Source organism: Micromonospora krabiensis, assembly GCF_900091425.1.
GTDB classification, from domain to species: domain Bacteria; phylum Actinomycetota; class Actinomycetes; order Mycobacteriales; family Micromonosporaceae; genus Micromonospora; species Micromonospora krabiensis.
In genome coordinates this window covers 2839855-2859027 of record NZ_LT598496.1, presented here as the reverse complement: position 1 = coordinate 2859027, position 19173 = coordinate 2839855, and the positions used below count along the sequence as shown (strand labels likewise).

Annotated in this window: 17 protein-coding genes; 4 read left to right on the top strand and 13 right to left on the bottom strand. The window is 71.9% G+C overall.

Annotated elements, in window-relative coordinates; genetic code table 11:
• Positions 1-7: 7 nt before the first annotated feature.
• The 7 genes from GA0070620_RS12705 to GA0070620_RS12675 all read right to left on the bottom strand — a co-directional run bounded on the left by GA0070620_RS12705 (position 8) and on the right by GA0070620_RS12675 (position 7496).
• Complete coding sequence (locus GA0070620_RS12705) at positions 8-325, bottom strand: DMT family transporter (RefSeq protein WP_091590407.1); 318 nt, start codon at positions 323-325, stop codon at positions 8-10.
• 11 nt (positions 326-336) lie between these two features.
• Complete coding sequence (locus GA0070620_RS12700; protein WP_231922356.1) at positions 337-1611, bottom strand: RNA polymerase sigma factor; 1275 nt, start codon at positions 1609-1611, stop codon at positions 337-339.
• Positions 1608-2000, bottom strand: coding sequence for a YciI family protein (locus tag GA0070620_RS12695; protein ID WP_197677650.1), 393 nt, complete (start codon positions 1998-2000; stop codon positions 1608-1610). Before GA0070620_RS12695 ends, GA0070620_RS12700 begins: the two co-directional genes overlap by 4 nt.
• 152 nt (positions 2001-2152) lie before the next feature.
• On the bottom strand, positions 2153-4288 hold the full coding sequence (locus GA0070620_RS12690) for an alpha-galactosidase (protein ID WP_091590401.1): 2136 nt from the start codon (positions 4286-4288) through the stop codon (positions 2153-2155).
• Positions 4285-5196: a carbohydrate ABC transporter permease gene (locus tag GA0070620_RS12685; RefSeq protein ID WP_091590398.1), complete on the bottom strand. Its 912-nt coding sequence runs from the start codon at positions 5194-5196 to the stop codon at positions 4285-4287. The genes GA0070620_RS12690 and GA0070620_RS12685 overlap by 4 nt, the downstream gene beginning before the upstream one ends.
• Positions 5193-6146, bottom strand: coding sequence for a carbohydrate ABC transporter permease (locus tag GA0070620_RS12680; protein ID WP_091590394.1), 954 nt, complete (start codon positions 6144-6146; stop codon positions 5193-5195). The genes GA0070620_RS12685 and GA0070620_RS12680 overlap by 4 nt, the downstream gene beginning before the upstream one ends.
• Before the next feature lie 21 nt (positions 6147-6167).
• Positions 6168-7496, bottom strand: a complete 1329-nt coding sequence (locus GA0070620_RS12675) for an ABC transporter substrate-binding protein (protein WP_091590391.1) — start codon at positions 7494-7496, stop codon at positions 6168-6170.
• Between the two features lie 272 nt (positions 7497-7768).
• Between GA0070620_RS12675 and GA0070620_RS12670 the strand changes: the two genes are divergently transcribed.
• The 3 genes from GA0070620_RS12670 to GA0070620_RS12660 all read left to right on the top strand — a co-directional run bounded on the left by GA0070620_RS12670 (position 7769) and on the right by GA0070620_RS12660 (position 11638).
• On the top strand, positions 7769-9769 hold the full coding sequence (locus GA0070620_RS12670; RefSeq protein WP_091590388.1) for a beta-galactosidase: 2001 nt from the start codon (positions 7769-7771) through the stop codon (positions 9767-9769).
• A gap of 30 nt (positions 9770-9799) precedes the next feature.
• A complete protein-coding gene (locus GA0070620_RS12665) occupies positions 9800-10576 on the top strand; it encodes a DeoR/GlpR family DNA-binding transcription regulator (RefSeq protein ID WP_091590386.1) in 777 nt (258 codons plus the stop codon).
• A gap of 108 nt (positions 10577-10684) precedes the next feature.
• A complete protein-coding gene (locus GA0070620_RS12660; protein ID WP_091590383.1) occupies positions 10685-11638 on the top strand; it encodes a sporulation protein in 954 nt (317 codons plus the stop codon).
• Between the two features lie 118 nt (positions 11639-11756).
• On the opposite strand, the gene GA0070620_RS12655 is transcribed toward GA0070620_RS12660, so the two are convergent.
• Together GA0070620_RS12655 and GA0070620_RS12650 are read right to left on the bottom strand one after the other, a co-directional pair.
• Positions 11757-12140 carry a hypothetical protein gene (locus GA0070620_RS12655; RefSeq protein ID WP_091590380.1) on the bottom strand — a complete coding sequence of 128 codons (384 nt, stop codon included), beginning with the start codon at positions 12138-12140 and terminating at the stop codon, positions 11757-11759.
• Positions 12141-12365: 225 nt separating this feature from the next.
• Positions 12366-14408 (bottom strand): glycerophosphodiester phosphodiesterase family protein, encoded by a 2043-nt coding sequence (locus GA0070620_RS12650; protein ID WP_231922355.1) that lies wholly within the window; start codon positions 14406-14408, stop codon positions 12366-12368.
• 185 nt (positions 14409-14593) lie between these two features.
• On the opposite strand from GA0070620_RS12650, the gene GA0070620_RS12645 reads away from it, so the two are divergent.
• Entirely contained in the window at positions 14594-15016 is a 423-nt protein-coding gene (locus GA0070620_RS12645) for a hypothetical protein (protein WP_091590376.1), read from the top strand.
• 57 nt (positions 15017-15073) lie between these two features.
• Here GA0070620_RS12645 and GA0070620_RS12640 read toward each other — a convergent pair whose 3' ends face one another.
• The 4 genes from GA0070620_RS12640 to GA0070620_RS12625 form a co-directional block, all read right to left on the bottom strand.
• On the bottom strand, positions 15074-15295 hold the full coding sequence (locus GA0070620_RS12640; protein ID WP_091590374.1) for a hypothetical protein: 222 nt from the start codon (positions 15293-15295) through the stop codon (positions 15074-15076).
• 111 nt (positions 15296-15406) lie between these two features.
• Positions 15407-16339 (bottom strand): ion transporter, encoded by a 933-nt coding sequence (locus tag GA0070620_RS12635; protein WP_091590372.1) that lies wholly within the window; start codon positions 16337-16339, stop codon positions 15407-15409.
• A 146-nt stretch (positions 16340-16485) separates the two neighbouring features.
• Positions 16486-16797, bottom strand: a complete 312-nt coding sequence (locus GA0070620_RS12630; protein ID WP_157741605.1) for an amphi-Trp domain-containing protein — start codon at positions 16795-16797, stop codon at positions 16486-16488.
• A gap of 88 nt (positions 16798-16885) precedes the next feature.
• On the bottom strand, positions 16886-19105 hold the full coding sequence (locus GA0070620_RS12625) for a HelD family protein (protein ID WP_377521103.1): 2220 nt from the start codon (positions 19103-19105) through the stop codon (positions 16886-16888).
• Positions 19106-19173 lie beyond the last annotated feature (68 nt).

Below are 19173 nucleotides of genomic sequence, written 5' to 3'. Positions count from 1 at the left end.
GCGTGGGTCAACCGCCCGTCAGGTTCACCAGCACCACACCAGCGATGATCAAGGCGATGCCGACGAGCTTGACCGCGCCGAGCGGCTCCCCGAGGAACACCGCGCCGATGGCCACGATGGTCGCCGTACCCAGCCCGGACCAGAGCGCGTACGCGACGCCGACCGGGATCTCCTTGACCGCCTGCGAGAGCATCACGAAGGCCAGCAGGTAACCGCCGAGGCAGGCGAGGGTCGGCCACAGCCGGGTGAACCCGGCGGTGGCCTTGAGCAGGCTGGTGGCCATCACCTCCGCCGCGATCGCGATGCCCAGCAGCACGTACGCCATGTCACCCCTCGTCAGTCCGTCGGTCCGGTGCCGGCGGCCAGTCGCGCGGCCCGCATGGTCAGGTAGCGCTGCTCCGGCAGACTGTTCGTCCGGCCGGCGGCGGCCCGGTAGTCGGCGACCGCGCGGTCCCGGTCGCCGGCCATCTCGTGCAGGTGCGCGCGGGCGGCGTACAGCCGGTGGTGCCCGGCGAGGCGGGGGTGGTCGGCCAGTTCGGCGAGGGCGGTGAGCCCGGCCGCCGGGCCGTGCACCATGGCGACGGCGACCGCCCGGTTGAGGGCCACCACCGGGTTGCCCGACAGTCCGTCCAGGACCTCGTAGAGGGCGAGGATCTGTGGCCAGTCGGTCTGCTCGGCCGACGGCGCCTCGTCGTGCAGCGCGGCGATGGCGGCCTGGACCTGGTAGGGCCCGACCGGCCCGCGCGGCAGCGCGTGGGTGACCAGGGCGACGCCCTCGGCGATCGCCCCCTCGTCCCAGCGCCTCCGGTCCTGGTCGGCGAGGGTGATCAGCTCGCCGGACGGCCCGGTGCGGGCGGGACGCCGCGCCTCGGTGAGCAGCATCAGCGCGAGCAGGCCGCTGGTCTCGCTGTCGTCGGGCAGCCGCGCGTGCAGGGCGCGCGTCAACCGGATCGCCTCCGCCGAGAGGTCCACCCGGTGCAGGTCGGGGCCGGCACTGCTGGTGTGCCCCTCGGTGAAGATCAGGTAGAGCACGTGCCGCACGGCGGCGAGCCGTCCGCCCAGCTCGGCCCGCGCGGGCATTCGGAACGGCAGCCCGGAGGAGCGGATGCCCTGCTTGGCCCGGCTGATCCGCTGCGCCATGGTCGTCTCCGGCACCAGGAAGGCGTGGGCGATCTCGGCCGTGGTCAGGCCACCGACCGCACGCAGCGTCAGCGCGATGGCCGACGTGGGGGACAGTGCCGGGTGGCAGCAGAGGAAGAGCATGATCAGGGTGTCGTCGCGGCCTGCGGTCAGCTCCTCGTCCGCGCCGGGCGCGGTCTGCCGGTCGTCGGGTTCGCGCCGCGTCGCGAGGTCCTCGCGCCGCCGCCGCGCGGTGTCGCCGCGGACCAGTTCGACCATCCGGCGATACGCGACCTGGATCAGCCAACCCCGAGGGTTGGCCGGCGGCCCCTCGACGGGCCACTGTGTCACGGCCGCCAGCAGCGCCTCCTGGACGGCGTCCTCGGCGGTCGCGAAGTCACCGAAGCGGCGGGCGAGCACGCCGAGGACCTGCGGCGCCAGCTCGCGCAGCAGGTCCTCGGTGCGTCGGTCGGTGGTGGTCAGGCGGTTCACAGCTCCTGCGGCGGCGCGGACATCACCGGGTGCACCTCGATCGGCATGCTCAGCGGACGCCCGCCGGGGCCGGGCGCGGCGGAGATGTAAGCGGCGATCTCCACCGCCCGCTGCGGCGTCTCGCAGTCGACGATCCACCAGCCGGCGAGGAACTCCTTGGTCTCCGCGAACGGCCCCTCGGTGACCACCGGCACCCCGCCCTCCCCGGCCCGGACGATCCGCGCCTGCTGCGGCCCGCCGAGCCCCTCGCCCTGCACCCACTCGCCGTCGGCGGTGAGCTTGGCGTTGACCTCACCCATGAACCCGATGTGCGCGCGGATCTCCTCCGGCGTCCACGTGTCGATCGGCGGGAAGTCGGTCCCGGCGGCGCTGAACTGCATCAGCAACATGTACTTCACGATCTGCTCCTCAGGCCTGGGCACCTCATTCTCGGTGCTCTCACCCTGAGGTAGAAGCCGAGCACGCCGTCCTCGACATCCCCGCGGAAAATTCTTCGTCGGAACGCCGTCGACGACCGGCGGGACCGGGTAGCCCCGGCCGGTCAGCCGACGGCGGTGACCTCCAACAGCAGGGCCTGCTCCGGGTGCAGCGCCGGCAGTTGCAGACCGACGGTGGCCAGCGCGGCCCCGGTCAGCGTCACCCCGTGCGCCAGCCACGGCGGCGCGGACCGGTCCAGCGTCGCCGGCCCGGGCACCCCGGCGGACGGCCGGACGGCGTACCGCCGCCCGGGATCCAGGCCGGGCAGCCGCACCGGCCCCGGCACCTGGGCGACCGAGGTGGCCAGCCGGCTCACCGCGTAGACGGCCGCCGAGCCGTCGTACGCGACCACGCCGTGCGCCCAGACGGCCGAGTCGGAATGGTCGACGCGGACCGTACGACCGGAGTGCAGCAGCGGGCGGAGCCGCTTGTGCAGCGCCACCCACGCGGTCAGCTCGGCCCGCTCCCGGTCGCTGATCGAGGCGATGTCCCACTCGATGCCGTGATGGCCGAAGAGCGCGGTGATGGCCCGGAAGCCCAGGTCGTGCCCGCGGTGCGTGGTGTGCGAGCGCTCCGGGCCGATGTGGGTGCCGACCAGCTCCGGTGGGAGCAGCAGCCCGGTCCAACGCTGGATGGCCAGCCGTTCCAGGGCGTCGTTGCAGTCGCTGGCCCACACCCGGTCGGTGCGGGCCAGTATCTCCAGGTCCACCCGTCCGCCGCCCGAGGCGCAACTCTCGATCTCGACATCCGGATGGCGGCGGCGCAGCTCGTCGAGGAGCCGGTAGACGGCCTCGGTCTGCGCGTGGACGCCGGGCCGGCCGTGGTGACCGGCCTCGGTGAGGTCCCGGTTGTGGTCCCACTTCAGGTAGCTGATCCCGTCGTGCCCACTCAGCAGGGCGTCGAGCCGGGCGAGCAGGTGGGCGTACGCGCCGGGTTCGGCGAGGTCGAGCACCTGCTGCTGCCGCCACGCCGGTGGCAGCCGGCCGGGCACCTGGAGCACCCACTCCGGGTGGGTCCGGAACAGGTCGGAGTCGGGGTTGACCATCTCCGGCTCGACCCACAGCCCGAACCGCATCCCGTGCCCGCGGACGTGGTCGATGAGCGGTTGCAGCCCGTCCGGCCACACGTCCTCGTCGACCCACCAGTCGCCGAGCCCGGCGCGGTCGTGCCGGCGGCCCCGGAACCAGCCGTCGTCGAGCACGTAGCGCTCCACGCCCACCTCGGCCGCGCGGTCGGCCAGCGCCCGCAGCCGGTCCAGGTCGTGGTCGAAGTAGACGGCCTCCCACACGTTCAGCGTCACCGGCCGGGGGCCGCGCGGGTGCGACGGCCGGGCCCGCAGGTGCGTGTGCAGGACATCGCTGAGCCCGTCCAGCCCCGTGTCCGACCAGACCGCGTAGAGCAGGGGAGTGGCGTACGACTCGCCCGGGTCGAGCAGGATCTCGCCCGGTGTGAGCAGCTCACCGCCACCCAGGACGGCCTCACCGCTGGGCCGTCGCTCCGCGAAGGTCACGTGGTCGCCGCTCCAGGCGGTGTGCACGGCCCAGACCTCGCCGTGCCGGAAGCCGAAGCCGGCCGTGCCGGCCACCAGCAGCAGCGTCGCGTCGTGCCCGGTGCGCCCGTGCCGGCCCTCGCGGACCCAGGTGCCCATGGGCCACGGGTGCCGCTGCGGGGCGCGTTCCCGGCACCAGCGGCCGGTGAGGTCGAGCAGTTCGGTGGCCACCGCGGGCACCGGCAGCACCGGCGTGAGTTCGCGCAGCTCGTACGCGGTGTCCCCGTCGTTGCGGAGCCGGTGCCGCAGCAGCAGCAGGCCGGTCGGGTCGAGGGTGAGCTCGACGGTCACCGACAGGCGCGCCCCCGCGTCGCGGGCCCGGACGGTGACCCGCGCCGTCGCGCCCGGAGTGTCGTCGACGTCGAGGTCGTCGAGGCGGAACGCGGTCGCCCAGTCGGCGCGCCCGCGGTGCCCGGCGAGCACCGGTCGGCCGCTCCAGCCGGCAGCGGCCTCGGGCAGCAGCGAGAGGGTGCTGGGGCCGTCGAAGCTGCTGGGCACCACCGGTGCGACGGTGGCCTCGGTGAGCTGGAGCAGGGCGTCATCGTCGAGGTCGCCGACGTCGCCGCCCCAGTGGACCACCCGGGGCAGCCCGGGGCCGCGCGCGTCGAGCACCAGGCTGGTCCGCGCGCGGCGCAGGTGCAGAACGGTCATCCCTTGCTGGCTCCCAGGGTCAGGCCCCGAACGAAGTGCCGTTGGAGCAGGAAGAAGATCACCAACGTCGGGATCGCGACCAGCACGCTGCCGGCCGAGACCAGGTTGTTGTCGGTGAAGAACTCGCCGCGCAGGTTGTTGAGCGAGCTGGTGACGGGGAACTTGTCGCCGGTGCGCATGAGCACGGTCGCCCAGAAGAACTCGTTGTAGATCCAGGTGACCTCCAGGGTGGCCAGCGCGGCCAGGGCCGGCCGGCACAGCGGCATGGTGACCTGCCAGTACTGCCGCCAGACGCTTGCCCCGTCCACCATCGCCGCCTCGTACAGGTCGCGGGGCAGCGCCTTCATGTAGTTGCTCAGCACGAAGACGCAGAACCCGCACTGGAAGGCGACGTTGACCAGGATCAGCCCCCAGTAGCTGTCGTAGAGCAGCTCCGAGTCGCTCATGAACTCCGGCAACGGCACCTCGGTGAAGAGCCGGAACAGGGGGATGAGCAGGGCCTGCTGGGGCAGCAGGTTGGCCGCGGTGAACAGGCCGAGCAGCACCAGGTTGAGCTTCCAGCTGAACCGCGCGATGACGAACGCCACGCAGGAGGCGAGGAAGAGCGTCAGCAGCACCGCCGGGACGGTGATGTAGACGGAGTTGAGGAAGTGCTGGCCGAACTCGGCGGTCCGCCAGGCGGTGACGTAGTTGTCGAGGGTCCAGCCGCCGAACGAGACGTAGCCGTTGGTGGCGGTGTACTCGTACGACCGCAGCGACGTGAGCACCGCCCAGCCGATCGGGAAGAGCCAGCCCACGGCGACGGCGGTGAGGAAGACGTGCAGCACGACCCGCCGCGGGGTGAGCCGGCGCCGGCGTGGCGGCACCTCCTCGGTCGCGGCGGGGCGCGTCAGCGTCGCGGTGCTCATCGGTCCTCCCGCATGACGGTCGCGAGGTAGATGGTGATGAAGACCAGCGAGACGACGAGCATGATGGTCGCCAACGCGGAGCCGAAGCCGATCCGACTGGCCTCACCGACCACGTTCTGGGTGACCAGCGCGGAGAGCAGTTCCAGGCCGTTGCGGCCCTTGTTGACCACCCAGACGAGGTCGAACGCCCGCAGCGACTCGATCACCGTCACGACCAGCACGATGATGTTGATGGGGCGCATGACCGGGAGGACGACCCGGAAGAAGCTCTTCGCCTCCGAGGCGCCGTCGACGGCGGCGGCCTCCCGCAGCGACGGGTCGACGCCCTTCAACCCGGCCAGGTAGAGCAGCATGATGTAGCCGACGTGTCGCCACCCGGAGGCGACCATGACCGCCCAGATGTTGACGCCCGGGTCGCCGTACCAGTCGGTGTCGCCGCCGAGCAGCGCGTTGAGCAGGCCCTGGTCGCGGGAGTAGATGAGCTGCCAGACGAAGCCGATCAGCGCCAGCGACAGCACCACCGGCAGGTAGAGGGCGGTCTGGTAGAAGCGGCTGCCGCGCAGCTCCTTGTCGAGCAGCACGGCGAGGAACATGCCGAACGGCGTAGCCACCAGGAACAGCACCGCCAGCCACAGCAGGTTGTGCTGCACGGCCGGGACGAACGGCGGGTAGATGGTCACCACGTCGTGGTAGTTGCGGCCGCCGACGAAGTCGATGTCGGACAACGGCCCGATGCCGTCCCAGTCGGTGGTGGAGAGCAGCACAGTGGCGAGCGCCGGCAGCCACACCAGGGCGGTCACGAGCAGCAGCGGTACGAGCACCATCAGCGTGATCACCACGCGGTCGGTGCGGGACAGGTGCCGTAGCCGGCGGCCGCGACCACCCGGGGTGGTGGTCGCGGCCGGTGGCGGTACGGCGCGATCCGCTTGGATCAGGGGCAGGTCGGACACGGTGTCCTCCCCCTCTCGCCGTCAGCTGGTGAAGATCGACTTCTTCTGGTTCTCGATGCTGTTCGTGAGCCCGTCGATGTCCTTCGGGTCCTTGATGAACTGCTGGAGCGCCGGGATGATCACGGTCGAGGCGAAGTCGGGGCGGGTGTCCCGGTCGAGGAACTGGGCGATCTCGGTGGCCGAGCCGACCAGCTCGGCGGCCTTCTTCTGGAGAGCGGTGTAGCCGCTGACGTCGGCCTGGGTGTTGGCGACGAGGGTGCTCGGGTCGTTCTTGACCGTGATGTCGCCGGCGGTCTTCGAGCCCAGGTACTCCAGGAGCTTGCGGGCGTTGTCCTCGGCCTTCGGCTTGCGGGCCATCATGTAGCCGTCGATCGGGGCGTCCAGGGCCTTGGCGCCGATCGACGGGTCGATCTCGGGGAAGGTGAAGAAGTCCAGGTCGTCCTGCTCGTCGTTGTTGAACTGCTGCCCCACGAAGAGCCCGAGCAGGTACATGCCGCTCTTCTTCTGCTGGAGCGACTGCGCGGCCTCCTGCCAGGTCCGGCCCAGGCTGTCCGGCTGGTGCGCCGGCAGCAGGCCGGCCCAGGTGTCGAAGACCTTCTTGACCTTGTCGGAGGTCCAGGCCTCCTTGCCGGCCATCAGGTCGATGTGGAACTGGTAGCCGTTGATCCGCAGGTTGAGGATGTCGAAGGTGCCCATCGCCGGCCAGCCGTCCTTGTCGGCGAAGGCGATCGGGATGAGGCCGTCCCGCTTCATCTGCGCGGTCAGCTGGGTGAGCTGGTCCAGCGTGGTCGGCACCTGGTAGCCGTACTGTTGCCAGACGGACTTGCGGTAGAACACGGCCCACGGGTAGTACGACGCCGGCACGAAGTACTGCTTGCCGTCGTCACCGGTCGACGCCTTCTTGAACGCGTCGGAGTAGCCGGAGAGCTTGCCCCACACGTCGCTGAGGTCGCCGGCCAGGCCGCGGGCGGCGAAGAAGCGCATCCGGTAGCCGGCGAACCAGGTGAACACGTCGTCCGGCTTGCCCTGCAGGTAGTTGTTGATGTCTTCCTGGAACGTGTTGTGGTCGACGGTGTTGACGGCGACCGTGACGCCGGACGAGGTCGTGAAACCGTCGACGACCTTGGCGAGGACGTCCTTCGGCTTGGGGTCCGACTGGTTGGAGCCCAGCGACACCGTCTTGGCGCCGGAGTCGCCGGAGTCGGAGTCGCCGCAGCCGGCGAGCAGCCCCGTGCCGAGCAGGGCGCCGGCGGAGGCCGCGCCGGCGAGCAGCGTCCGGCGGTTGACGCCGGCGACGGAGGGCGGGACGAGTCTGGCCAGGTACTCGGCTTGGGTTCGGGGACGGGACATGGTTCCTCCTGCTGACGAAGAGGTGCGCTGCGCCCGAGGGCCGTTCTGGTGGTGGTGGGGCCGGCTCCCGTGATCGCACATCGGGATCCACCGTGAATCCACATTGGCGAACACAAGCTGCCAGTGGCGCCTGAAACTACCCCTCCATCCGGCGCTGTCAAGGGGGTCGATGCTCGCGGGTGCGACGGGGCCGCCGGCGGCGCACGTCGGCGGGGCCGGGGGTTGTTGGAAACTGTTGACTTTGTCGATCGGCGGGGGCACGCTCTGCTGCCATGCGACGCTGGCAGAGCGACCGGATCCTCTTCGGCGGTGACTACAACCCGGAGCAGTGGCCCGAGGAGGTCTGGGCCGAGGACGTCGAGCTGATGCGCCGGGCCGGGGTCAACCTGGTGTCGGTCGGGATCTTCTCCTGGGCGCTGCTGGAGCCGGCCCCCGGCCGGTACGAGTTCGGCTGGCTCGACCGAGTGCTCGACCTGCTGCACGACGGCGGCATCGACGTCGACCTGGCCACCGCCACTGCGAGCCCGCCACCGTGGCTGGCCCGGGCGCATCCCGAGACGCTGCCCCGCCGGGCCGACGGCACCGTGCTCTGGCCCGGCGGCCGGCAGGCCTACTGCCCCAGCTCGCCGATCTTCCGGGAGCGGTCCCTCGCCCTGGTCGAGGCGGTCGCCGGCCGGTACGCCGACCACCCGGCGGTGGTGCTGTGGCACGTCTCCAACGAGCTGGGCTGTCACAACGCGCACTGCTACTGCGACGTGAGCGCCGAGGCGTTCCGGGCCTGGCTGCGCGACCGCTACGGTGACCTGGACGGGCTCAACGCCGCGTGGGGCACCGCGTTCTGGAGCCAGCGGTACGGCGACTGGGCCGAGATCAACCCGCCGCGCACCGCGCCGACCTTCGCCAACCCCACCCAGCAGCTCGACTTCCTGCGCTTCTCCTCCGACGAGCAGCGGGCGCAGCTGCGCGCCGAGCGTGACGTCCTGCACCGGATGGTCCGTCAGCCGGTCACCACGAACTTCATGATCGGCACGGGCGTCAAGTACCTCGACTACCACTCGTGGGTCGACGACGTGGACCTCGTCGCCAACGACCACTACCTGACCGCGGCCGACCCTCGGGCGCACGTGGGGCTGGCGCTGTCGGCCGACCACACCCGAGGTGTCGCGCGCGGCGAGCCGTGGCTGCTGATGGAGCACTCCACGAGCGCGGTCAACTGGCAGCCGCGCAACGTCGCCAAGACCCCGGGTCAGCTGCGCCGCAACAGCCTCGCGCACGTGGCCCGCGGCGCCGACGGCGTGCTCTTCTTCCAGTGGCGGGCCTCGCGGGCCGGTGCCGAGAAGTTCCATTCCGCGTTGGTGCCGCACGCCGGCCCGGACACGAAGGTCTACCGGGAGGTGTGCCGGCTCGGCGCCGACCTGGCCGCGCTCGCCGAGGTGCGGGGCAGCCGGGTGGACGCGCAGGTGGCGATCCTGTTCGACTACGAGGCGTGGTGGGGCGTCGAGTTGGATTCGCACCCGAGCGTCGACGTGACCTACCTGGACCGGCTGCGCGCGCTGTACGACTCGCTGTGGCGGGCCGGCGTGACCGCCGACGTCGTCCACCCCTCGACCGACCTCACCGGCTACCGCCTGGTGCTGGCGCCCACCCTCTACCTGGTGCGGGACGCCGACGCCGCCGCGCTGCGCCGGTTCGTCGAGGCCGGCGGCTCGGCGCTGGTGACGTACTTCAGCGGGATCGTCGACGAGCACGACCACGTCCGGCTCGGCGGCTACCCGGGGGCGTTCCGGGAGCTGCTCGGTGTCCGCACCGAGGAGTTCTTCCCGCTGCGGGAGGGCGAGCGGGTGCGGCTTGACGACGGCGCCACCGCCGACGTGTGGACCGAGTGGCTGCACGCGGACGGCGCGGAGGTGCTGGCCGCGTACGCCGACGGGCCGTTGCCGGGCGTCGCCGCGGTGACCCGGCACGCGGTGGGGGAGGGGGCCGCCTGGTACGTCGGCACCCGGCTGGACGAGCCCGCCACGGACGCGCTGGTGGCCCGGTTGCTGGCCGAGTCCGGGGTGCGCCCGGTGACGACCGCGCCGCCCGGCGTGGAGGTGGTCCGGCGCCGCGACGGGGACCGCAGCTGGCTGTTCGTCCTCAACCACACCGGCGACGAGGCGCGGCTCGCCGTGGCCGGCGTCGAGCTGCTGACCGGCGCGACCTGCGAGGGTGAGCTGGTGGTGCCCGCCGGTGAGGTGGCGGTGGTCCGCGAGGACATCACCGTCGGCGGCTGAGCGCCGAGACGGCTCGAAGGAGGTCGACAGATGCTCGCCCAGCAGCGGCAGAGCGCCATCCTCGATCTGATCCGCCAACGCGGCGGCGTCCGGGTGAGCCACCTGGTGAGCCGGTTCGGCGTCTCGGACATGACCATCCGGCGGGACCTGGAGGTGCTGGCCGAGCGGGGCCTCGTCGACAAGGTGCACGGCGGAGCCACCCTGGCCGGCCCCGGTTCGGCCGACGAGCCCGGGTTCGCCGCGAAGTCGGTGCGCCAGCAGGCCGAGAAGCGGGCCATCGCGGAGCGCGCGGCCGTGCTGGTGGAGCCCGGCATGGCCATCGCGCTCTCCGCCGGCACGACCACCGCCGCGCTGGCCCGGCTGCTCTCGGAGGTACGCGGTCTCACCGTGGTGACCAACTCGGTCCCGGTCGCCGACGCGCTCTACCAGGACCCGCGCGCCGACCAGACGGTGGTGCTGACCGGCGGCATCCGTACGCCGTCGGACGCGCTCACCGGGCCGGTCGCCGAGGCGGCGGTCAGTTCGCTCAACGTCGACCTGCTCTTCCTCGGCGTGCACGGGATGAGCCCGCGTACGGGCTTCACCACCCCGAATCTCCTGGAGGCCGGCGTCAACCGCTGCCTCATCAACTCCGCCCGCCGGCTGGTGGTGCTCGCCGACCACACCAAGTGGGAGACCACCGGCATCGCGACCATCGCTCCGCTGGCGGCGGCCGACGTCCTGGTCACCGACTCGGGGCTGCCGGGCGAGGCACGGGCGACCGTCGGTGAGCAGGTCGGTGAGCTGGTGGTGGTGGACGCGCGCTAGACCCGCCGGAGGCGCTTCACAGGGACCTCACAGGGCCGCCCGATAGGGTGCGGTCGAGTCAACGTCCGGCTCCACGGTGGAGCCTCCGGCGGTCGCACAGGAGTTCCGATGGTCTTCAAGAAGATGATGAGCGCGTTCGGCGTGGGCGGCCCCAGCGTCGACACGGTCCTGACCAACCCGAACACGCGACCCGGCCTCACCCTCGAAGGGCAGGTCAATCTGCTCGGCGGGGACGCGTCGGCCAACATCGAGCAGGTCGTGCTGAGCCTCGTCACCCGGGTCGAGATCGAGGGACACGACACCGAGTACGCCGGCATCATGGAGTTCCACCGCATGGTGGTCAGCGGCCCGCTCCAGCTGAGCCCGAAGCAGCAGCTGGCGATCCCGTTCCAGCTGCCGGTGCCGTGGGAGACCCCGATCACCGACGTCTACGGTCAGCGGCTGCGCGGCATGACCATGGGTCTGCGCACCGAGCTGGCGGTGGCGCGGGCGGTCGACAAGAGCGACCTGGACCAGGTGGCGGTGCACCCGCTGCCGGTGCACGAGCGCATCCTCGACGCGTTCCACCAGCTGGGTTTCCGGTTCAAGAACGCCGACCTGGAGCGTGGTCGCATCCACGGCGTGCAGCAGACGCTGCCGTTCTACCAGGAGATCGAGTTCTTCGCCGCGCCGCAGTACGCGCAGACCATCACCGAGGTCGAGCTGACCTTCGTGACGAGCCAGCGCGGCGTGGACGTGGTGCTGGAGTGCGACAAGCGCGGTGGCTTCCTCAGCGCCGGGCACGACGTCTTCGGTCGCTACCACGTGCCGCACACCGACGCGGACCGGCCGGACTGGGTGCAGATCGTCGACGGTTGGCTGCGCGAGACGACGTCCCGCTACGGCAGCCTGCGGGCCAGCTACGGGCACGGCGGCCACGGCCACGGGCACGGCCGGGGCAGCGGCATCGGCGGCATGGTCGCGGCCGGCGCGCTCGGTGTGGCCGGCGGCATGCTCGCCGGTGAGCTGATCGAGGACGCGTTCGAGGGTGACCTCGGCGAGGACTTCGGCTTCGACGAGTAGGCGTCCGGTCCGGCGGACGCGTCGGCCGACAGTGTCGGCCGGCGGCGGTCCGCGCGCCCGGGAAAACCCGACGGCGGCCTCCGGGAATCCTCCCGGAGGCCGCCCGTGTTACCGCGGGTCAACGCCGACCCGAGCGCCGTTCGCCCAGCGAGCGCTTCGGCGAACCGGCCTTCGACAGCCCTCGGCTGACGAGGTAACCGGCGGTCAGAGCGGCGATGATCCACCACGACTGGACCGGGTTGTTGATGTTCAGCCCGTTCGTGGCCGGACCGCGCCAGAATGCGGCGATCACCACGGCCGCCACCGCGGCGGCGTAGATCCAGAACTCGGTCGTCAGGAACGCCTGCTTGGTCTCGGTGCCGGTCTGCGCCGGCATCGGCTCCCGATGGCCGTCGTTCATCATCGGCATCGGACGCGTCGGCGTCTCCTGCATCGACTGCCGGTTCTGCATGTCGGCGGCCGGCCGGTTCATCGGCCTGGCGGATGCAGCCTGCGTGCTCATCTGGTCCTCCTCAGGATGCGATGAGTCGTACCTGCACTCCCTCGCCCCGCTACCGCGTCTAGGCCACGGCACGGTTTCGTCTCTGTGGCGGGGACGCCCGTCGACTACCCGAGGCCGATGAGAAGGTAACTCGCGTCGGTGCCCGGAAATTCGCCGTCCGCTCCCGACCCCGGAAACGGCACCGCCGGTGACGCCCCGTGGCGTCACCGGCGGGGTACGCGCAGGTCAGCGCAGGCCGTTGCGGACGGCCACGCCGATCAGCAGCTCCGGGTCGTCGGTGATGATGCCGTCCACCCCGAGGTCGATGACGCGCTGCATGATCCCGGCGTCGTCGACGGTGTACGGGATCACCTTCAGCCCGTACCGGCCCTGGAGGGTGCGGACGTCCGGTCCGTGGAAGTACGCCGGGTTCTCCCGCAGGTACCAGTCGGACGAGGCGACCGTGCCCTGCGCCGGGTCGTGCACCTGCCAGTTCGCCGACACCGTGCCGGCGCCCGCCGCCTTGGTCAGCTTGCCCAGGTCGCGGTACTTCCACCAGTCCAGCCCGCCGGTCCACGGGCTCTTCACCTTCGGGTCGCCGTAGACGGCCTGGAGCGAGCACTCGTCGGCGAGGCCGGCGCACTCGGCCGGGCCGTACTGCCAGACCAGGGCGACGGTCTCGATCCGCTTGTTCAGCTCGCGGGCGTAGGTGATGGTCCGCCAGTCGAACGACTGGATGGTCGCGCGGTCGACGAAACCGGCCCGCTCGATCGCGGTGACGAGCTTGCGGGTGAAGCTGCGGTACGGCTCGGTGTCGTCCACCAGCGGGCTGAGCTTCGTCTCGATGTTCATCCGGACGTCGCTGCGGCCGCTCGCCTTCACCAGCGCGAAGACCTCGTCGAGGGTGGGGATCCGGGCACCCGGGGCGGGCACCTGGTTCGGCAGCTCGGGCAGGGTCTTCGTGCCGCAGTCGATGGTCTTGATCTGCGCGAGGGTCAGGTCGTGGACCAGCTTGCCCACGTACGGGAACTGGCGGTCACCGGGGCGGGCGGGGGCGGTGTCGACGCAGTGCGATCCGTTGATGGCCCGGTCGTGCAGCACCACGAGCTTGCCGTCGCGGGTCACGCCGGTGTCCAGCTCCAGCGTGGAGATGGCCTTGTTGGCCAGGGCGTTGCTGAACGCCGGCAGGGTGTTCTCCGGGAGGTTCGCCCGGCCACCGCGGTGGGCCTGGATGTCGAAGGGCGAGGTGTGGCCCTTCGGAAGCCGGTAGCCGCGCTCTGCCAGCAGGCCGCGCAGCCGGTCCGGGTAGTCGGTGATGATGCCGTCCACGCCGTCGTCGATCAGCTTCGCCATGGTCGGCACGTCGTCCACCGTCCACGGGATCACCTTGATGCCGTTGCGGTGCGCGTGCGTGACCATGTCGCGCGTCACGTACGGCTTGTAGTCCGGGTCGGTGACCTTGCCGTTCTGCGGGAAGCCGTGCACCGGCGAGAACGCGTCCGCGCCGAAGCTGCGGATGGCCTTGATCGGGTCGCCCCCGAAGGTGTCGATGTCCAGCCCGCCCAGCCACGGCGACGCGCCCGGCTGCCCGGTCTGCAGGAAGTCGTAGTTGGTCAGGGCGACCAGGGGCAGGCGCGGCTCGACCTGGCGCATCCGCATGAGCGCGCCCCAGTCGAAGCTCTGGACGGTCACCTGCTTGAGCAGCCCGGCCGCGCGGATCTCGGCCGCGGTGACCTGCACGAACTGCTCGCGCGGCGCGGTCTCGGTCGGGGCGCCCGCCTCGACCTTGGTCTCCACGTTGAGCTTCACGTCGTCGGCCCGGTAGCGCTTCACCAGCGCGAAGACCTCGCGCAGCAGCGGCATCTTCGCGCCGGGCACGGCGAGCTGGCCGGGCTTGTCGGCCAGCGTCTTCGAGCCGCAGTCCAGCGTGCGCACCTGGGCCAGGGTGAGTGTGTTGACGTACTTGCCGACGTAGGGGAACTCCGGGTCACCGGTGGTCACCGGGGCAGTGTCGGTGCACTTCGCGCCACTGATCTTGCGGTCGTGGGTGACGACGGCCTGCCCGTCCTCGGTGATCTGCACGTCCAGTTCGAGGGTGCTCACCCCGAGTTGGAGGGCGTTGCCGAACGAGGCGAGGGTGTTCTCCACGCGCAGGCCGAGACCGCCGCGGTGGGCCTGCAGGTCGAATGTCCGGTCCGGACGCGGGGTGGCGCCGGCGGGCGCCGCGAGCCCGGTCGTCACGGTCGTGGCGGCCAGGGCCGCGACCGCGATACGGCGTACTGTGCGCACGCTGTCACTCCTCCTCCGGCGGGCCAGTCCCGCCGGTCCGCCGGACAGCATGGGTAGCGGGAACGGCGCGCAGGCAGCCATCGGGAGACGTTCGGGTGAACCCGGGCGGACGGTGGGCCGGCGGTGTTTGGGCCGGCCGGCGGCGGGCACGCAGAGAGACCGACGTTTCTGCGAGGTGGTGTCACGTGCGTGAGGACGACATGCGACAGGAAGCCGCCCGGCGGGCCGAGGACCGGATCGCCGGCGGGATCTACGGAAAGGGCGCCGTCGACGAGGTGACGGTGCCGCGCACCGACGTGCAACGGGTGATCCAGGATGAGGATCCGGGCGACCCGGCGCACGTGCGGGTCGACCCGACGGTGCTGCGCGACGGTGGTCCGGTCGCCGGTCAGGGCGCGATCACCACGACCGGTGGCACCGCGGGGCCGGCGAGCGTACGCCGGGTGGCCCGGCAGCCGGAGCGGCACCGGGGCAAGGTCGCGCCGACGACCACCGGCGACGCCACGACCGGTGGCATGAGCACACCGGCCGGCGGCAGCACCAGCGACCAGTCCAGCTCCGCGAGTCAGGTCGGCAACTTCACCACCGAGAACGATCCGTCCCAGTGACCGCACGGCTCGGCACGGTGCCCGGCGGTGCTCCGTCGGGCACCGTGCCGTCGTGGGCTACTTGGCGGGAGCCAGGGAGACCAGGGCCTGCGCGGTGCGGAAGTACGGGTTGCGGCCGAGGTCACCGACGGTGGTGATGTTGAAGGCCTGCTTGAGCAGCTTGGCGTCGCTCTCGCTGACCCCGGCGAGCGCGGCCACCGGTGCGTCGACCAGTTCGGCGAGGGTCTTGTCCTGGTATGCCTTGTCGACCAGCTTGGTCAGGTCGGCGGTGACGGGCATGCGTGCTCCTTCGGTATCCCGGACGGGACATCCCGCCCAGATATGGATCAACCGGGGTGCATTACATCACCTGTCCCGAGTTCCCTCCACATCGGACGGTGGCGATTCCGGTCACCCGGTCAGCGCGGCCACGTCGGGCGCCCGCTCGGCCGTCGGCGGGGCCGGCCCGTCGGGTGCCGGCTCCGGCTCGTCGCCGCTGTCCGGAAGCCGTCGCTCCAGGTCGCTGATGATCGCCCGTAGTTGCGCGAGCTGCGCGTGGACGGACGGGGCGTCCCGCTCCTCGCGGACGTCCGGCCGGTCGCTCCGATCGGCCGCGCGCTCCTCCTGGTGTGCCTCCTCCAGGGCGCGCAGGACCACCCCGACGAGCAGATTGGTGAGCAGGTAGCAGGCGGCGATCATGTAGGAGACGTAGTACAGCACCGCCCACTCGGTGACCTCCCGGCCCGCCTGGAGAGTGTCGGTGATCCCGTCCAGCGACAGCAGCAGGAACAGCGTGAGCATCGCCTGCCCGACCGTGCCGTAACGCTCCGGGTACGACGCGCCGAAGAGCATCCAGCCGATCATCGCGTACCCGTAGAGCACCAGCAGGGTGACCAGCAGGAAGCTGCCGAGCCCGGGGATGCTGCGGCGGATCCCGACCAGGATCACCCGCAGGCTGGGGAAGAGGCGGAACGCGCGGACGATGCGGGCCAGGCGCAGCAACCGCAGGATCGTCACGTTCTCCCGCAGCCCGGGCAGCAGCGGCGCGGCGACGATCACCAGGTCGAACACGTTCCACCGGTCGCGGAGGAACCCGGCGGGAGCCGTCAGGTGCGCCCCGAACCGCACCAGCAGTTCGAGCACGAAATAGCCCAGACAGGCGTACTCGACGAGCCGCAGCGACGGCCCGACGACCACCACCAGCCCGCCGTACGTCTCCAGGCCGAGCGCCACGGAGTTGACGACGATGACCCCGAAGCTCGCCAGGCCGAACCAGGAGCTGCCGGCGAGTCGGCCGCACACGTCGGCCAGCCGGTGTGCGCGATCGCGAACGGCGCCCGTCATGAATCTCCTCAACCCGCCCGTGGACCGCGCAGCAGCCTAGGTCATCCACGAACCGGGACCACCGCCGCGCCGTCCACTGCGGACAGATATCGGGTGGTACGCCGGAGGGCGCCCGGGTGACCGGTGACCCTCCGGCGGACCGTGCCTCACGCCGCCGGCGTGGCCTCGTCGGACTCCTTGGCCGCCTGCGCGGCGGTGTCCTCCTCGGCGGTGTCCTGCTCGGCCGGCTTCGCCGGTGCCGCCGGAGCGGGCTCCGTCCAGGAGAACTCGATCTCGACCGAGACCTCGTCGTCGTCGCGCTCGATCTCCAGCTCGCACGTCACGCGATCGGCGACCGCGACCGCGCCCGCCGCCCCGTAGAAGATCTTGCCGTCGGACTCCAGCTGGTTGGCCAGCTGACGCAGCCAGGCGGCCAGGTCGGCCCGCGACACGGCACGGGCGTCCTCGTAGATATCCATGCGGCACATGCTCGCATTCCACACTGGACGGTCATGGGGTGGGCGGGCTCCGGTCGGCCGGGCCCCAGTGGTATGGATCTCCCTCGCGTCACCCCTCCACGCGGAGCACGCCGAGGCGCTGGGTGGCGCGGGTCAGCGCGACGTACAGATCGCTGCGTCCGCGCGGCGACTCCGCCACGATCCGGTCCGGGTCGGCGACCAGTACCGAGTCGAACTCCAGGCCCTTCGCCTGGGCCACCGTGAGCACCACCACCCGGCTCTCCAGCTCGGGCTGGTCACCGACGGCCGCCTCCGGCAGCGCGGCCGTGACCGCCGCGGCCACCTCGTCGACCAGCCCCGCCGGGACGATCACCCCGAGCCGGCCGTCGGTGAGATCGGCCGCCTCCCGGCCGGCCGCGTCGACCAGCTCCGCCGCCAACCGGTCCGCGGCCACCGTGCGGTCCCACGGCGGGAAGCCGCTCTCCCGTACGGAGCGGGGCGGCCGCAGCGACGCGTCGATCTCGGTGAGCAGGTCCGCGGCGACCGCCATGATCTCCGCCGGGGTGCGGTAGCTGACCGTCAGCTCGGTGAGCCGCCACCGGTCCGCCACGTACGGCGTCAGCGCCTCCCGCCAGGACGGGGTGCCGGCGAGCGCTCCCGTCTGCGCCACGTCCCCGACGATCGTCATCGACCGGCTCGGGCAGCGCCGCATGAGCAGTCGCCACGCCATCGGCGACAGCTCCTGCGCCTCGTCGACGATCACGTGCCCGAACGCCCAGCTGCGGTCCGCCGCCGCCCGCTGCGCGGTGGTCAACCGGTCCGACTCCTCCTGCCGTTCCAGCAGCCGGTCGGCGTCGATCAGGTCGGTGACGCCGAGGATCTCACCGCCGTCCGCCTCGTCCTCCACATCGATCGACCGGGAACCCCGGGCGATCTCGAGCACGCCCTCCGCGTACTCCAGTTGCAGCGACCGGATCCGCTCGCGGCGGGCCGCCGCGGCGCGCTCGTCCTCACCCAGCAGCTCGGCCGCCTCGTCCAGCAGCGGCACGTCGGCCGGCGTCCAGCCGCCCGGCTCCCGGTGCAGCAGGGCCCGCTCCGCGTCGGTCAGCGAGGGCGCGGCGGTGGCGATCCGGTCCGGGTCGGCGTACAGGTCGGCGAGCAGCCGCTGCGGGGTGAGCACCGGCCACAGCTCGTCCAGTGCCGCCCGCAGCTCCGGCTCGTCGCGCAGCTCGCGACGGATCTCTGCGCGGTCGGCCTCGTCGAGCAGGTTCTCACCGCCGAGCGGGTCGGCGCCGATGCGCTCGGCCACCTGGTCGGCGAGCGCGTGCACCACCTCGACGTCGAAGAGCGCGCGGGCCAGGTTGTGCGGCCGCCCCGAGCGGCGGGCCCGGTCGCGGGCCGCCCGGACGACCTCCGGGTCGAGGGTCAGCGCCTCCCGCTCGACCTCGATCTGCATCGGCTCGTCCGGCACCCGCTGCCGGTCCCGGACGGCCGCGGTCAGCACGTCGACCATGACCGTCCGGCCCTTCAGCGCGGCGGCCTCGGCGGACTCCACCCGGCGGGCCCGCACCCCGGGGAACAGGTCGGCCTGGGTGCGCAGCAGCACACCGGTCTCGGCGAGCGCCGGGAGCACCTGCGAGATGTAGCGCAGGAACGTCGCGTTCGGGCCGACCAGCAGCACACCCCGGGTGGAGAGCTCCCGCCGGTGCGTGTAGAGCAGGTACGCGGCCCGGTGCAGCGCCACCGCGGTCTTGCCGGTGCCCGGGCCGCCCTGGACGACGAGCACCCCGGGCAGGTCCGCGCGGATGATCTCGTCCTGCTCGGCCTGGATGGTCTCGACGATGTCGCGCATCCGGCCGGTCCGGCCGGCGTTGAGCGCGGCGAGCAGCGACGCCTCACCGGTCAGCTCCTCGTGCGCGGTGGGGGAGGCGCTGGCGATGTCCAGCACCTCGTCGTTGAGCCCGGTGACCTTCCGCTGCCGGGTCCGCAGGTGCCGGCGCCGGCGTACGCCCTGCGGGTTCGCGGCCGTCGCCAGGTAGAACGGGCGGGCGGCCGGGGCGCGCCAGTCCATCAGCAGCGGGTCGTAGTCGCCGGTGGTGTCGAAGATGCCGATCCGGCCGACGTAGTGTCGCGCGCCGTCGTCGCCGTCGAGCCGGCCGAAACACAGCCCGTTCTCGACCGCCGAGAACTGCTCGACCTGCTCCGCGTACATGGTCACCGAACTGTCGCGCTGGGAGCGGGCCTGGAGGGTGCCACCGGTCGCCCGCAACTCCTCGGTGAGCCGGCGGGCGGCCTGGTCACGCAGGCCGTCCAGCCGACCGTAGAGCATCGAGACGTACTCCTGCTCGCGGCCGATCTCGTCGTCGAGCGGCAATTCGCCGGTAACTCCGGAGTGCC